The sequence below is a fragment of the Streptomyces sp. NPDC043685 genome (genome assembly GCF_056436585.1).
In genome coordinates this window covers 213,753-229,390 of record NZ_JBWKCH010000003.1, presented here as the reverse complement: position 1 = coordinate 229,390, position 15,638 = coordinate 213,753, and the positions used below count along the sequence as shown (strand labels likewise).

Genomic DNA, 15,638 nt, shown 5'->3' with positions numbered 1-15,638 from the left:
CCTACGAAGGGACAGGACTTCGCCATGCCCGACGACACCCAGGACTTGATTTCCGGTGGTCATCTCGTAGCCAAGGCGCTGAAGGCCGAGGGGGTCGACCGCATCTACACGCTGTGCGGCGGCCACATCATCGACATCTACGACGGCTGCGTCGACGAGGGCATCGAGGTCGTCGACGTACGCCACGAGCAGGTCGCCGCCCACGCCGCCGACGGATACGCCCGCATCACCGGCAAGCCCGGCTGCGCGGTGGTCACCGCGGGACCGGGCACGACCGACGCCGTCACCGGTGTCGCCAACGCCTTCCGCGCGGAGTCCCCGATGCTGCTGATCGGCGGTCAGGGAGCCCTCACCCAGCACAAGATGGGGTCGCTCCAGGACCTTCCGCACGTCGACATGATGAACCCCATCACCAAGTTCGCGGCGACCGTGCCCGACACCGCCCGCGCGGCGGACATGGTCTCCATGGCGTTCCGCGAGTGCTACCACGGCGCGCCCGGCCCCTCCTTCCTGGAGATCCCGCGCGACGTGCTGGACGCCAAGGTCCCGGCCGCCAAGGCGCGCGTGCCCCAGGAAGGCGCCTACCGCGCCTCGACCCGCTCGGCCGGCGACCCCGAGGCGATCGAGAAGCTCGCCGACCTGCTGGTGCACGCCGAGAAGCCGGCCATCCTGCTCGGCAGCCAGGTGTGGACGACCCGGGGCACCGCGTCGGCCATCGAACTCGTCAGGACCCTCAACATCCCCGCCTATATGAACGGAGCGGGACGCGGCACCCTCCCGCCCGGCGACCCGCACCACTTCCAGCTCTCGCGCCGGTACGCCTTCTCGAACGCCGACGTCATCGTCATCGTCGGCACGCCCTTCGACTTCCGCATGGGCTACGGCAAGCGCCTGTCCCCCGACGCGACCGTCGTGCAGATCGACCTCGACTACCGCACCGTCGGCAAGAACCGCGACATCGACCTCGGCATCGTGGGCGACGCCGGGCTGGTGCTGAAGTCGGTGACCGAGGCGGCCTCCGGGCGCGTCAACGGCGGTGCGTCCCGGCGCAAGGAGTGGCTGGACGAACTGCGGGCGGCCGAGCAGACCGCCCTGGAGAAGCGGCTGCCGAACCTGAAGTCCGATGCCTCACCCATCCACCCCTACCGCCTGGTCAGCGAGATCAACGACTTCCTCACCGAGGACTCCGTCTACATCGGCGACGGCGGCGACATCGTCACCTTCTCCGGGCAGGTCGTCCAGCCCAAATCCCCCGGGCACTGGATGGATCCGGGTCCCCTCGGCACGCTCGGCGTCGGTGTCCCCTTCGTGCTCGCGGCCAAGCAGGCGCGGCCCGACAAGGAGGTCGTCGCGCTCTTCGGCGACGGGGCGTTCTCCCTGACCGGCTGGGACTTCGAGACGCTCGTCCGCTACGACCTCCCGTTCGTCGGCATCGTCGGCAACAACTCCTCCATGAACCAGATCCGCTACGGCCAGGCCGCCAAGTACGGCAAGGACCGCGACCGGGTCGGCAACACGCTCGGCGACGTCCACTACGACAAGTTCGCCCAGATGCTGGGCGGTTACGGCGAGGAGGTCCGCGACCCCGCCGACATCGGCCCGGCGCTGCGACGCGCCCGCGAGTCCGGCAAGCCGTCGCTGATCAACGTCTGGGTCGACCCCGACGCGTACGCCCCCGGAACCATGAACCAGACCATGTACAAGTGAGGTGCCCCCGATGACCCCTCCGTCCACCAAGGCCCTCGAAGGCATCCGCGTCCTGGACATGACCCACGTCCAGTCCGGGCCGTCAGCGACCCAGCTGCTCGCCTGGCTCGGCGCGGACGTCGTCAAGCTGGAGGCGCCGACCGGCGACATCACGCGCAAGCAGCTGCGTGACCTGCCGGACGTCGACTCCCTCTACTTCACGATGCTCAACTGCAACAAGCGGAGCATCACCCTCAACACCAAGACCGAGCGCGGCAAGGAGATCCTCACCGAGCTGATCCGGCGCTCCGACGTCATGGTCGAGAACTTCGGCCCGGGCGCGGTGGACCGGATGGGCTTCACCTGGGAGCGCATCCAGGAGATCAATCCACGGATCGTCTATGCCTCCATCAAGGGGTTCGGCGAGGGCCCGTACACCAACTTCAAGGCGTACGAGGTCGTCGCGCAGGCCATGGGCGGGTCGATGGCGACCACCGGTTTCGAGGACGGGCCGCCGCTGGCGACGGGGGCCCAGATCGGGGACTCGGGGACGGGTGTGCACGCCGTGGCGGGCATCCTCGCCGCGCTCTACCAACGGGAGCGCACCGGGCGCGGGCAGCGGGTCAACGTGGCCATGCAGCACGCCGTACTCAACCTGTGCCGGGTGAAGCTGCGGGACCAGCAACGCCTGGCACACGGGCCGCTCGCTGAATATCCCAACGAGGACTTCGGCGACGAGGTTCCCAGGTCCGGAAACGCCTCCGGCGGCGGCCAGCCCGGCTGGGCGGTCAAGTGCGCGCCGGGCGGTCCGAACGACTACGTGTACGTCATCGTGCAGCCCGTCGGCTGGCAGCCGATCAGCGAGCTCATCGGCCGGCCCGAGCTGGCCGCCGACCCCGAGTGGGCCACACCTGAGGCCCGGCTGCCCAAGCTCGGCAAGATGTTCCAGCTGATCGAGGAGTGGTCCTCGACGCTTCCCAAGTGGGAGGTGCTGGAGCGGCTCAACGCGCACAACATCCCGTGCGGGCCGATCCTGTCGACCCGGGAGATCATCGAGGACCGTTCGCTGGTCGCCAACGAGATGGTCGTCACCGTCCCGCACCCCGAGCGCGGCGACTTCGTGACCGTCGGCAGCCCGCTCAAGCTGTCCGACTCCCCCGTCGAGGTGACCAGTTCACCCCTGCTCGGCGAGCACAACGAAGAGGTCTACATCGGCGAACTCGGCCTCGGGGACGAAGAAGTGCGCCTGCTCAAGTCGAACGGAGTGATCTGACGTGATGGCCGAAGACCGGGTCCTGCGGGTGCGGTCCCTCCTGGAGGCCGTGCGGGCCGAGGGGCGGACCGCGCTGACCGCGCCCGAGGGCAAGGTGATCGCCGACGCGTACGGGATCGCCGTACCGGGCGAGGAGCTGGCGACGGACGTCGAGGAGGCCGTGGCGTTCGCGGCGCGCTTCGGCGGGCCCGTCGTAATGAAGATCGTCTCGCCGGACATCCTGCACAAGACCGACGCCGGCGGAGTGATCGTCGGGGTCGAGGGCGCGGCCGGCGTACGGGCCGCGTTTCACAAGATCATCGACAATGCGCGCGCCTACGACACCGATGCCCGGATCTCGGGTGTGCAGGTGCAGGAGCTGCTGCCGAAGGGGCAGGAGGTCATCGTCGGCGCGGTCACGGACCCGACGTTCGGGAAAGTGGTCGCCTTCGGGCTCGGCGGGATCCTCGTCGAGGTGCTGAAGGACGTGACGTTCCGGCTCGCTCCGGTGAGCGCCGACGAGGCGCTGTCGATGCTGGACTCGATCCGGTCGGCGGAGATCCTTCGCGGGGTGCGCGGCCAGGCGGGCGTGGACCGGTGGGCCGTCGCCGAGCAGATCCGCCGGGTGTCCCAACTCGTGGCGGACTTCCCCGAGATCGCCGAAGTGGACCTCAACCCGGTGATCGCGACGGCGGAGGGGGCCGTCGCGGCCGACATCCGGGTGATCCTCGCCGAGTCGCAGCCCACCCCGCGCCGGAAGTACTCGCGCGAGGAGATCCTCACCTCGATGCGGCGGCTGATGCAGCCGGGCTCGGTCGCCGTGATCGGTGCCTCCAACGAGCAGGGCAAGATCGGCAATTCCGTGATGCGCAACCTCGTCGACGGGGGCTTCGCCGGGGAGATCCACCCGGTGAATCCCAAGGCCGATGACATCCTGGGCCGCAAGGCGTACAAGAGTGTCACGGACGTTCCCGGTGAGGTGGATGTGGCGGTCTTCGCGATCCCCGCCAAGTTCGTGGCCGCGGCCCTGGAGGAGGTGGGACGCAAGAAGATCCCCAACGCCGTGCTGATCCCGTCCGGGTTCGCGGAGACCGGTGAGCACGAACTCCAGGCGGAGATCGTGGAGATCGCCGAGCGGCACGGCGTACGGCTGCTGGGGCCGAACATCTACGGCTACTACTCCACCTGGCAGGACCTGTGCGCCACGTTCTGCACGCCGTACGACGTCAAGGGCGGGGTGGCGCTGACCTCACAGTCGGGCGGCATCGGGATGGCCATCCTGGGCTTCGCCCGCACCACCAAGACGGGCGTGTCCGCGATCGTCGGGCTCGGCAACAAGTCGGACCTGGACGAGGACGACCTGCTGACCTGGTTCGGCGAGGACCCGCACACCGACTGCATCGCGATGCACCTGGAGGATCTCAAGGACGGCCGCGCCTTCGTGGAGGCCGCCCGGGCGACGGTGCCGAAGAAGCCGGTGGTCGTGCTGAAGGCCGGGCGGACGGCGGCGGGCGCCAAGGCGGCCGGTTCGCACACCGGTGCCCTGGCCGGTGACGACGCCGTGTACGACGACATCCTGCGGCAGGCCGGCGTGATCCGGGCGCCGGGCCTGAACGACATGCTGGAGTACGCGCGCGCGTTGCCGGTGCTGCCCGCTCCCAAGGGCGACAACGTCGTGATCATCACGGGCGCCGGCGGCAGCGGGGTGCTGCTCTCCGACGCGGTGACGGACAACGGCCTGTCCCTGATGGAGATCCCGCCGGATCTGGACGAGGCGTTCCGGAAGTTCATCCCGCCCTTCGGGGCCGCGGGCAACCCGGTGGACATCACCGGGGGCGAGCCGCCGTCGACGTACGAGGCGACGATCCGGCTGGGTCTGGAGGACCCGCGCATCCACGCGCTGGTCCTCGGCTACTGGCACACCATCGTCACTCCCCCGATGGTCTTCGCCGAGCTCACCGCGCGTGTGGTGGCCGAGTTCCGGGAGCGCGGGATAGAGAAGCCCGTGGTGGCGTCGCTCGCGGGGGACGTGGAGGTCGAGGAGGCCTGCCAGTACCTCTTCGAGCACGGGGTCGTGGCGTACCCGTACACGACCGAGAAGCCGGTGGCCGTGCTCGGCGCGAAGTACCGCTGGGCGCGGGAGGCGGGGCGGCTGGGGGGCGGTACATGAGGTGAGTGAGCGGGGGGCCGGCCGACGGTGCGCGTCGGCCGGCCCCGGGACCCGCGCGCGCACGAAAGGCATGGGACAGGGGGCGCTGGCCAGATCTTTCGACGCAAGGGGTGCGACACGACATGACAACGACCGATCTGCCCACCACGGTTCCCTACCGGGAGGTCACCGACGCGAACGGTCGCGTCTACCGCCTCGGTGAGACCGACATCGACATCATGGGGCGCAAGCGCAAGTGGATGGTGATCCTGCCCTGGATCGGCATGATGGGCATCTCCTCCGCCGAGTACGCGTTCGCGTCCGCCGAGGACACCCTGCACACGGCGCACAGCTGGAACAGCATGCACATCTTCTGGATGATGACCGTCTGGGTCTTCTTCCAGGCCGCGGTGGCCTTCCCCGCGGGCAAGCTGCGGGAGAGCGGGAAACTGCCGGCCCGCTGGGCCATGATGCTGGGCGCGACGGGCACCCTGCTGGGCTACCTGTCCCTCGCCTTCGCACCGCACGTGGTCTTCGCCTACATCGGCTTCAGCATGTTCAGCGGCATGGGCGCGGGCATGGTCTACGCGACCTGCGTCAACATGGTCGGCAAGTGGTATCCGGAGCGCAAGGGCGGCAAGACCGGTTTCGTCAACGGCGGTTTCGCCTACGGCTCGGTGCCCTTCGTCTTCCTCTTCAACGGCTACATGGACCTGACCAACTTCCGCTGGGTGCTGGTCTCGGTGGGTGTGTTCCTGGCCGGGATGGTCGCCTGCTCCGGCTACTTCTTCAAGGACCCGCCGAAGAACTGGTGGCCCGCCACGATCGACCCGCTGAACCCGCCGGACGACCCGCGCGCGGCCCGCTCGATGCGGATGAACCCCCCGGCGGTGCGCCAGTACTCCCCCAAGGAGGCCTGGAAGACCGGCCGTGTGGCCCTGATGTGGTTCTGCCTGGCCTGTACGTCCGGCGTGAACATCTTCGGTATCGCCTTTCAGGTGGACATCGGCGAGGAGGCCGGATTCGCCGGCGGGATCGTGGCCACGGCCATGTCCCTGAAGGCGGTCGTCAACGGCACCGGCCGCGGTGTCATCGGCTGGCTCTCCGACCTCTACGGCCGCAAGCGGTGCCTGCTCGTGGTCTGCCTCATCCTGGGCCTCGCCCAGTACGGCATCCTCTGGTCGGCCGAGAGCGAGAACCTGACCCTGTTCCTGATCTTCTCCGCGATCTCCGGGTTCGGCGGCGGCGCCATCTTCCCGATGTTCGCCGCGCTCACCGCCGACTACTTCGGTGAGAACAACAACGCGTCTAACTACGGCATGGTCTACAGCGCCAAGCTCGTCTCCGGCCTGGGCGCCGGCATGGGTGCGGTGGTCGTCGGCGCCTGGGGGCACTCCGGTGCCTTCATCCTGGCCGGCTCGATCTCGCTGTTCGCCGGCTGTGTGGCGCTGTTCCTCACCCCGCCGGGACGCGACAAGGAAACGCGCCGCATCTCTCCCAACCCGCAACCGCTCGGCGAGGACACAGCCTGACATGACGGCAGATCCGTACGAAGCAAGCACCTCCCCCTTACCCTCCGACGCCGCACACCCTCCCTACCGCGAGGTGACCGATCCGCACGGCCGCGTCTACCGCCTCGGCGAGACCGACCGCGACATCCTCGGCCACTCCCGCAAGATCATGGTGTATCTGCCGTGGATCGCCATGATGGCCATCAGCGTCTTCGAGTACGCGTACGGCTCCGCGGAGGACACCCTGTCCCACGCGCACGGCTGGACGCAGAGCAACACCTTCTGGATCCTCAGCGTCTGGGTGTTCTTCCAGGCCGGCATCGCCTTCCCGGCGGGCTGGCTGCGGGAGAAGGGCCATCTGTCGGCCCGCTCGGCCATGTACATCGGGTCGGGCCTGTGCCTGCTGGGGTTCCTGGCCCTGTCGCACCTGAGCGACGTGCTGCCGGCCATCCTCGGCTTCGGCGTGGTCGGCGGGATCGGCGCCGGGCTCGTCTACGCCACCTGCATCAACATGGTCGGCAAGTGGTTCCCGGAGCGGCGCGGCGCCCGTACCGGGTTCGTCAACGGAGGGTTCGCGTACGGGTCTCTGCCGTTCATCTTCATCTTCAACTACGGCTTCGACACGGCGAACTACCACCGGGTCCTGGACCTCATCGGCTGCTACGTGATGATCGTGGTCGTGGCCTGCGCGTTCTTCTTCAAGGACCCGCCGAAGAACTGGTGGCCCGCGGACATCGACCCGCTGGCCTTCTCCGGCGACCGGAAGAACGCCGCGAGCCTGGCCAAGAACCCCCCGGCGGTACGGCAGTACACCCCGAAGGAGGCCATCCGCACGGGCATGCTGCCGCTGATGTGGATCTCGGTGGTGATGACCGCCGGCGTGTCGATCTTCGGCATCTCGTTCCAGGTCGACTTCGCCAGGGACGTCGGCTTCGGCCCGCTGGTGGCGGCGTCGTCGATGGGCGTGATGGCCGTCGTCAACGGCGTCGGCCGGGGCGTGGTGGGCTGGCTGTCCGACCGGTGGGGCCGCAAGCCGACGCTGGTGTTCGTCATCGTCGTGCTGGGCCTCGCCCAGTTCGGCGTCATCTGGGCGGGCGACCTGAGGAGCGAGTGGCTGTTCCTGTTCTTCGCGTTCCTGTCCGGCTTCGGCGGCGGCGCGTTCTACCCGCTGTTCGCGGCGCTCACCCCGGACTACTTCGGGGAGAACTACAACGCCACCAATTACGGGCTGGTCTACAGCGGCAAGCTGATCAGCGGCCTGTTCGGCGGTGGGCTGGGCTCGATGGTGGTCGCGGCCTGGGGCTACAACGGCGCGTACGCGCTCGCCGGGGGCGTGTCGATGCTCGCGGCGGTGGTCGCGCTGCTGCTGCGCCAGCCGGGACGCGCGCCGGCACGGCCGCAGACGGTGGGCTGAGGCCCGGCCCACCCATGAGGAGGCCCCTCCCCGCCCGGGGAGGGGCCTCCTCATGTCCGTACGACCGTCAGCACTTCTCCCTCAGGGAGTGCAGGTGCGCGCTGGAGCGGCGGGCGAACGAGAAGGAGTCGGCCGGGTTGTCGTGCTCGGCCTGCCAGTGGTGGGCCAGACGGTGGCCCCGCAGGCGGGTCACGGCGGAGATGAACCGCCGGTAGTCGATGTCGCCGTCGCCGACGTCCGTCATGCGGTAGCCGTACGGGTTCGACGGGTCGCTCTCGCCGTCCTTGACGTGGAACAGCGGGTAGCGGTCGGGCTGTCGCAGGACGTAGTCCAGCGGCTCGAACGGCGCGGGGGTGCCGTCGGGCCGCTTGGAGAAGCGGAACTGGCCGACGTACGCCCAGTAGATGTCCATCTCCAGGTGGACCAGGTCCGGGTCGGTCTCCTTGAGCAGGATGTCGTAGAGGCGGACCTTGGGGTTGTCGGTGGCGAAGGAGAACTCCTCGGAGTGGTTGTGCTGGTAGAACTTCATGCCGCGTGCCCTCGCCGCCGCGCCGTAGGTGTTGAACTCCTCGGCGGCGCGCTTCCAGGCGTCGACGGTCGAGCCGTAGCGGAACGGGCCGGAGGCCGTGCCGATGTGCTTGAGGCCGAGGGCCTGGGCGTCGTCGAGGACCTTGGTGAGGTTCTGGGCGAAGGTGTAGGCGTTCGGGTCGTCGGAGTAGTAGCCGACGTGGCTGCCGATCGGGTTCAGCCCGTGGTCGCGGGCCAGCCGCTTGAGCTGGGCGAGCGTGATGGGACCGGCCGACCCCTGGGTGTACCCGGCGAACTCCACCTCGTCGTAGCCGTACCGCTCCAGTTCGGCGAAGACGGGGCCGAAGCCGAGGGTGGAGACCTTGTCGCGCAGGCTGTAGAGCTGGATGCCGAGGCGGCCGGGCGGCAGCACGGGGCGGCCACGCCCCTTGGTGCCGGACGCGGTGGCGGGCGTGGCGCTGCCGTCCGCGGCGGTGGTGTCACCGGGGGCTGCGTGCGCCGGGGTCGCGGCGCCGAGCAGGGCGGCGGCGGTGGCACCGGCGGCCACGCCGAGCATGCCTCGTCTGCTCAGGCGCAGGCCGAGCTCGGCGTCGGGCCGGGAGAAGCGGCTCATGCGGGAACTCCTCGTGATCGCGGGGCGTTGTCGGTGGTGAGTGCTTCACTTGTGACCAGTCGGTGCCGAGGGCTGTGACCTCAGGCGAGACCGGCGAGTCGGAGCAGCAGTGACTTCACATCGGTGGCCGCGACGCGGTCGCCGACAGCACGGGGGGTGGAGCAGATGAGGAGCGGACCGTCGTCGTCGCTCTGCGGAAGGCGGCCGTGGCTGCCTCGAATAGGTGAGGGGTCCAGGGGCACGACCGCCATGCGGTAGCGCAGGCCGAGCTTCTTGCGCGCCAGTGCGGTGGCCGCCTTGACCTTGACGTAGGGGTCGAGGGGATCCATGAAGAGTTCGACCGGGTCGTAGCCGGGTTTGCGGTGGATCTCGACCAGTTGCGCGAAGTCGGGCGCGCGGTCGTCGTCGAGCCAGTAGTAGTACGTGAACCAGGCGTCGGGTTCCGCCACGGCGACGAGTTCGCCCGCGCGCGGATGGTCGAGGTGATGGCTCTTCTTGCCCTCGTCGTCGAGGAGTTGGGCGACGCCGGGAAGGCCGTCGAGTGCCGCTCGTGTGGCGTCGAGGTCCTCGGGGCGGCGCACGTAGACATGAGCGATCTGGTGGTCGGCGACCGCGAAGGCACGGGACGTCATCGGGTCGAGGTACTCCATGCCGTCCTGCGTGTGCACCTCCAGCAGCCCGGCCCGGCGCAGGACACGGTTGATGTCGACGTGCCGGTTCACGCGGGTGATGCCGTACTCGGACAGGGCGACGACGGTACGGCCCTCGGCGCGGGCGTCGTCCAGCAGCGGGGCGAGGGCGGCGTCCAGGTCGGTGGCCGCCTGCAGGGAGCGCGGGTCGTCGGGGCCGAAGCGCTGCAGGTCGTAGTCGAGGTGGGGGAGGTAGCAGAGCGTGAGGTCGGGGTGGCGGGTGCGGTTGATGTGGCGGGTCGCGTCGATGATCCACCGGCTGGAGACGAGGTCGGCTCCCGGGCCCCAGAAGTGGAAGAGGGGGAACGTGCCGAACCGCTCGGTGAGTTCGTCGTGGAGGGCGGCCGGCCGGGTGTAGCAGTCGGGTTCCTTGCGGCCGTCCGCGTAGTAGACGGGACGGGGGGTGACGGTGATGTCGGTGTCGGCGCCCATGGCGTACCACCAGCAGACGTTGGCGACGGTGTAGCCGGGGTGGGCGCGGCGGGCGGCGTCCCAGATCTTGTCGCCGGCCACCAGACCGTTGTGCTGGCGCCACAGCAGGACGTCGCCGAGTTCGCGGAAGTACCAGCCGTTGCCGACGATGCCGTGCTCCGAGGGCATGGTGCCGGTGAGGAAGGTGGACTGGGCGGCGCAGGTGACGGCGGGCAGGACGGTCCCGAGCGGGGCGCGGGAGCCGTTCTGGCCCAGCGCCTTGAGGTGGGGCATGTGGTCGAGGAGACGGGGGGTGAGGCCCACGACGTCGAGGACGAGGAGCGGTGTGGGGCGGTCCGTGGTGGCCGGAAGCGGGGAGGCCGGGTCAGCGGCGGCCGGGTCCGGGTGCTCCTGGGGGCCGGTGCTCATGGCAGCTCCTTCAGGCCGAGGTCCGTCAGCAGGTCGCGGGCGAGGGCGAGTTCGGCGGCGATGCCCTCGGCGAGCTGGGCGCGGCCCTTGGGGCGCAGCTCGGGTGGGAGGGCCTGCCAGGTGTAGGTCTCGACCTCCAGGTGGCGGGTGAGCGGGGCCGGGCCGCCGACGAGCCGGGTGAGTGCGGATTTCAGGACCGGGAGGGTGGAGGTGAGGGGCGCGGCGGGCGCCGCGTGCAGCGGGACGTGGAAGTGCGCCCGCCAGGGCGAGGCGTCCGGCAGGGCGTGACCGGCGAGGGCCTCGTCGAGGTCGTCGGTGGCGCGCAGACCGGCGGCGGTGGCCGTGCGGGTCTGGTGCAGGAAGCGGGGTTCGGCGAAGGCGGCGAGCGCCTCACGCACCTCGGGGAGGTGGGGGTGTTCGGCGTGCAGGGCGGCGGAGAGCTGGGCCTTGACGACGGGGACGCGGGCTGTGGTGAGCGCGTCCAGGGCGGTGTGCGGATCTTCGAAGGAGGTGGCGAGATGGCAGGTGTCGACACAGATGCCGATGCGGTCGTGGCCGATCGCGGTGAGCGGGGCGATGGCGTCGTCGGTGGTCTCGACGACGCAGCCCGGCTCCGGTTCCAGGCCGACGCGGATGGAGCGGCCGGTCAGCTCCTCCAGGGCGTCGAGGCGTTCGGCGAGAGCGCGCAGCGCGGTGTGGGCGGTCCGCGCGCGCTCGTCGTCGTACGCGGTGCGCCAGGCGAGGGGCAGGGTGGAGATGGTCCCGTCGGTGACGTCCTCGGGGAGCAGCCCGGCGAGGACACGGGCGAGGGCGGCGGTGTGGTCGAGGCGTTCCGGGTCGGCCCAGTCCGGCTTGTAGACGCGGTACTTGACCTCCTCGGCGCCGAAGCCCTCATAGGGGAAGCCGTTGAGGGTGACGACCTCGAGGCCGCGCCGATCGAGTTCGGTGCGCAGCCCGCGCAGTGCGGACGGGTCGGTGACGAGGGCGTGGGCGGCGTCCCTGGCGAGCCACAGCCCGATACCGAGCCGGTCGCGGCCCAGGCGCCGCCGGACGGGTTCGCAGTGGTCGCGGAGCTGGGCGAGGACGCCGTCCAGGGTTTCGGCCGGGTGGACGTTGGTGCAGTAGGCGAGGTGGACGGTGGAGCCGTCGGGGTGGCGGAAGCGCATGGCTCACGCCTCCGCGGCGGGGACGCGGAGGCGGGTGCCGGGGTCCGTCTCCGGCGCGTGCGGCTCCTTGGGGACGCCGCGGAGGATGGAGTTGCCCTGATGGGTGGCCTCCGTGCCGGTGACGTCGAGGCGCAGCCGGCCGCTGAGCCCGTAGAAGGCGACGGGGTTGCGCCACAGCACCTGGTCGACGTCGTCCTCGTCGAAGCCCTCGGCCAGCATCAGGTCTCCGACCTTGCGGGTCTTGAGGGGGTCGCTCTTTCCCCAGTCGGCGGCGGAGTTCACCAGGATTCGCTCGGTTCCGTGGGCGCGCAGGATCGCGACCATGCGCGCCTCGTCCATCTTGGTGTCCGGATAGACGGAGAAGCCCAGCCAGCAGCCGCTGTCCCTGGCCTCCTTGACGGTGGTCTCGTTGAGGTGGTCGACCAGCACCCGGTCCGTGGCAAGGGCGGACTCCCGGACGACGTCGAGGGTGCGGCGCAGCCCGGCGAGCTTGTCGCGGTGCGGGGTGTGCACGAGGGCCGGCAGGCCGTGGTCGGCGGCGAGCTGGAGCTGCGCGGCGAGGGCGGTGTCCTCGGCGGGGGTCATGGAGTCGTAGCCGATCTCCCCGACCGCCACCACGTTGTCCTTGACGAGATACCGGGGCAGCTCGTCGAGGACGGGCGCGCAGCGCGGGTCGTTCGCCTCCTTGGGGTTGAGGGCGATGGTGCAGTGGTGGGCGATGCCGTACTGGGCGGCGCGGAAGGGCTCCCAGCCGAGAAGGGCATCGAAGTAGTCACGGAAGGAGGCGGGCGAGGTGCGCGGCTGGCCGAGCCAGAAGGACGGCTCGACGACGGCGCGGACACCGGCGGCGTACATGGCCTCGTAGTCGTCGGTGGTCCGGGACGTCATGTGGATGTGGGGGTCGAAGATGCGCATCAGGACTCCTTGCCGTGGGGGTGGTCCGGGCCCGGGGCGGGGGTCTCGGACTCGGTCAGGTCCAGGACGCGGTACAGGTCCTCGGGGACGGGCCGGCCGGCGGCGGTGCGCTCGGCGGCGTAGTCGCCCAGCATGCGGGCCAGTTCACCGTCGCCACGGGCCCGTCGGGGCAGGTCAGCGACGTGGTCGACGGACACGCCGGTGAACAGGCACTTCAGCACGGCGTGACGCCAGGCGTGCGCGTCGAGGTGCCGGGCGGCGTAGGGGCCGACGGCGGTGCTGAGGAGGCGGGTGTCGTTGGTGCGCAGGGCGTCCTCGACGAGTGGGAGCGCGTCCGGGCCGGACACCAGGTGGGGCAGGGCGTGCAGCACGGCTCGGCGTTCGTCGGCGGTGCCCTGGAAGTAGACGCGGGTCAGGGCGTCGGTGCCGGCGCGGGCCGCGTCGAGGATGAGCACGCGTGCGGCGTCGGCGTGCGCGGGCCCGCAGTGCCGGCCGGCTTCGGCCAGGCGCAGCTCCCACACGGAGATGGGCCCGTGGAGGCCGGGATGGGAGGCGGCCTCGTCGAGGGCGTGGTCGAGCCAGGTGCGGGCGGCCGGGTCGAGGTGGGTGGCGAGGTGGTGGCGGAGGTCCGTGAGCGAGGGGGTGGGGCTGGTGTCCGGGAGGGAGGTGCGGGGCTGGGTCCCGCTCTGGGCCCGGGCGGTCCGGCCGGGGTCCTGGAGGTGGTGGGCGCTCTGGCTGCTGTCGGTGTGTTCCGTGCTCGCCGCTGGTGTGGTGCGGGGTCGGGTCATCTGGTGCTGCTCCCCTCATGGGTGGCGGAGGGAGCGCCGTGGGGTGGCGCGGCCTGCTGGAGGGCCGGAGCGGGGTGGGGCGGCTCGGCGGCCGCGGTCCGCTCGGCGTGGCGGAGGAACGGGAGGGAGTGTTCGGCGAAGCGGGGGCCGGCGTGGGAGTGACGGGGCAGTTCGACGACGGTCAGGCCCTGGTAGCCGGTGGCGGCGAGGGCCGCCAGGACCGGCGGGAAGTCGATCTCGCCGTCCCCGAAGGGGAGGTGCTCGTGGACGCCGCGCCGCATGTCCTCGATCTGGACGTGCCGCAGCCAGGGTGCGGCGGCGCGCACGCAGTCGGCGGGCGGGAGGGGTTCGAGGCACTGACAGTGGCCGATGTCCAGGGTGAGGCCGAGGGGTTCGGGGTCGCCGAGGGCGCCGCGGAGCCGGTGGAAGTCGGCCAGGGTGGCCAGGAGGTGGCCCGGCTCGGGTTCGACAGCGAGCGGGATGCCCGCACGAGCGGCGGCTTCCAGGACGGGGGTGAGGGTCTCGGCGAGACGCTTCCACGCGGTGTCCGTGTCGGTGGCCTCGGGGACGACTCCGCTGAAGCAGTGGACGGCGTGGGCCCCCAGGTCGGCGGCGATCCGGACGGCCCGGACGAGGAGGTCGACGCGGCGGGCCCGGTCGTCGGGGTCCCGGTCCAGCAGGGAGGGTCCGTGCTTGCGGCGCGGGTCGAGTACATAGCGGGCGCCCGTCTCGACCGTGACGCCGAGTCCGAGCGCTTCCAGCCGGTGCGCGACACGGCGGGTGCGGGCGGCGAGGTCGGGGGCCAGCGGGTCGAGGTGCATGTGGTCGAGGGTCAGTCCCACCCCGTCGTAGCCGAGGTCGGCGAGGAGGGAGAGCGCGTCGTCGAGCCGGAGATCGGCAAGGCCGTTGGTGCCGTAGCCGAAGCGCAGGGAGGGGAGGGCGCCGGGTGAAGCGGAGGCGGGGTGCGGGGAGGCGGTGTGGGGTGAGGCGGTGGACTGGGATCCGGGTGCGGGAGCGCCCCCGCTTCGGCTCTCGGCGGCACGGGCGGCGGGGCTCATGTAATGCTCACCTTCTTCGCGAACCGGGCTCCGAGCGGGGCGAGGGCGGCGATGAGGAGGGCGGACGCCGTTGCCCGGGACCGTGCGGCGAGAGCGGCCTGGAGGGGGACGGTGGCACGGACGCCGGCGCCGACGGCGTGCTGGGTGAGAGGAGGTGAGGGGTTCAGGGCGGCGTGGAAGCAGGGACGGGCGGTCGTGGCGGCGTAGGCGGTCGCCAGGGCGGCGGTGAGCAGTGCTGCCGGGTCCTGCCCGGGGTGTCCGGCGGCTCTGGGGCGCGTCGGCCCCTGGGCGATGGCCTGCCGATGGTTTGTCGTGGCAGGGCTGGGGTGACGTGTCACCAGCCGGCTCAGCAGCGCGGTCGTCGCGAGGGCCGCCAGGGGAGGCAGGGGTGAGCCGCCCTGTGCCTCCTGGCGGGAGACCGTCGTGACGGCCAGGGTGTGGGTGCCGAGCAGGGCGGCGGAAGGCAGGGCCTCCCGGGTGCGGCCTGCGGTGGCGGCGGCCCCCAGGAGCAGATCGAGACCCCGGGCCGCGCCCATGGCCACGGGTCCGGCGGGCGTGTGCTTCAGACCTAGGTCGTACGCCCACACGGCCACCGCCAGGGGTGTGGCGACGGCCAGGGCCGGGCGGCCCGCGCGGGCGGCCAGGGCCAGTCCGGCCGTGGTGAGGGCGCTGGCCGCCGTGAGGGCGGCGGCGGGACGGACTCGGCCGGAGGGCAGGGGGCGGTGGGGACGTTCGACGGCGTCGACGTCGCGATCGGCCCAGTCGTTGAGGGCCATTCCGGCTTCGTACAGGCAGAGGGAGGAGGCGATGGCGTACAGCGTGCGCGAGTTGGGGGGCGCGCCGGTCACGGCCGCGCCCGCCAGGGCGTCTCCTGGGACACTGAACAGGGCCGGCAGGCGCAGGAGTTCGGCCCAGGCTCTGCCTCGGTGCGAGCGAGGGGTGTTCGGGCGGGCGGCCGTGTCCGTCGCGGTGTCCTCAGGGGAGGTTGTGGACGCCCCGGTTGAGTCTCCGCACCTGCTCCGGCGCAGC

12 protein-coding genes are annotated in these 15,638 nt (G+C 71.1%); 5 read left to right on the top strand and 7 right to left on the bottom strand.

Translation table 11 applies throughout. The features are described from left to right. Positions 1–24: 24 nt before the first annotated feature. The 5 genes from AC0665_RS10245 (at position 25) to AC0665_RS10225 (ending at position 8,012) form a co-directional block, all read left to right on the top strand. Positions 25–1,707, top strand: coding sequence for a thiamine pyrophosphate-binding protein (locus AC0665_RS10245; protein ID WP_468403733.1), 1,683 nt, complete (start codon positions 25–27; stop codon positions 1,705–1,707). Between the two features lie 10 nt (positions 1,708–1,717). Beyond that, entirely contained in the window at positions 1,718–2,959 is a 1,242-nt protein-coding gene (frc, locus tag AC0665_RS10240; RefSeq protein WP_468403730.1) for a formyl-CoA transferase, read from the top strand. A gap of 4 nt (positions 2,960–2,963) precedes the next feature. Continuing rightward, positions 2,964–5,108: an acetate--CoA ligase family protein gene (locus AC0665_RS10235; protein ID WP_478705030.1), complete on the top strand. Its 2,145-nt coding sequence runs from the start codon at positions 2,964–2,966 to the stop codon at positions 5,106–5,108. A 122-nt stretch (positions 5,109–5,230) separates the two neighbouring features. Beyond that, positions 5,231–6,619: an OFA family MFS transporter gene (locus tag AC0665_RS10230; RefSeq protein ID WP_478609294.1), complete on the top strand. Its 1,389-nt coding sequence runs from the start codon at positions 5,231–5,233 to the stop codon at positions 6,617–6,619. 1 nt (position 6,620) lies between these two features. Continuing rightward, complete coding sequence (locus AC0665_RS10225; RefSeq protein WP_478704795.1) at positions 6,621–8,012, top strand: OFA family MFS transporter; 1,392 nt, start codon at positions 6,621–6,623, stop codon at positions 8,010–8,012. A gap of 67 nt (positions 8,013–8,079) precedes the next feature. Here AC0665_RS10225 and AC0665_RS10220 read toward each other — a convergent pair whose 3' ends face one another. The 7 genes from AC0665_RS10220 to AC0665_RS10190 form a co-directional block, all read right to left on the bottom strand. After that, positions 8,080–9,153 carry a sugar phosphate isomerase/epimerase family protein gene (locus AC0665_RS10220; RefSeq protein WP_478704794.1) on the bottom strand — a complete coding sequence of 358 codons (1,074 nt, stop codon included), beginning with the start codon at positions 9,151–9,153 and terminating at the stop codon, positions 8,080–8,082. A gap of 80 nt (positions 9,154–9,233) precedes the next feature. Next, positions 9,234–10,682, bottom strand: coding sequence for an alkaline phosphatase family protein (locus AC0665_RS10215; protein WP_478704793.1), 1,449 nt, complete (start codon positions 10,680–10,682; stop codon positions 9,234–9,236). Then, positions 10,679–11,848, bottom strand: a complete 1,170-nt coding sequence (eboE, locus tag AC0665_RS10210) for a metabolite traffic protein EboE (protein ID WP_478704792.1) — start codon at positions 11,846–11,848, stop codon at positions 10,679–10,681. Before eboE ends, AC0665_RS10215 begins: the two co-directional genes overlap by 4 nt. A gap of 3 nt (positions 11,849–11,851) precedes the next feature. After that, a complete protein-coding gene (locus AC0665_RS10205) occupies positions 11,852–12,763 on the bottom strand; it encodes a TatD family hydrolase (RefSeq protein ID WP_478609317.1) in 912 nt (303 codons plus the stop codon). Next, entirely contained in the window at positions 12,763–13,551 is a 789-nt protein-coding gene (locus AC0665_RS10200; RefSeq protein ID WP_478704791.1) for an EboA domain-containing protein, read from the bottom strand. Before AC0665_RS10200 ends, AC0665_RS10205 begins: the two co-directional genes overlap by 1 nt. Further along, positions 13,548–14,609, bottom strand: coding sequence for a sugar phosphate isomerase/epimerase family protein (locus AC0665_RS10195; RefSeq protein WP_478704790.1), 1,062 nt, complete (start codon positions 14,607–14,609; stop codon positions 13,548–13,550). The genes AC0665_RS10200 and AC0665_RS10195 overlap by 4 nt, the downstream gene beginning before the upstream one ends. Further along, positions 14,606–15,637, bottom strand: coding sequence for an SCO3242 family prenyltransferase (locus tag AC0665_RS10190; RefSeq protein WP_478609584.1), 1,032 nt, complete (start codon positions 15,635–15,637; stop codon positions 14,606–14,608). Before AC0665_RS10190 ends, AC0665_RS10195 begins: the two co-directional genes overlap by 4 nt. Between the last annotated feature and the right edge of the window lies 1 nt (position 15,638).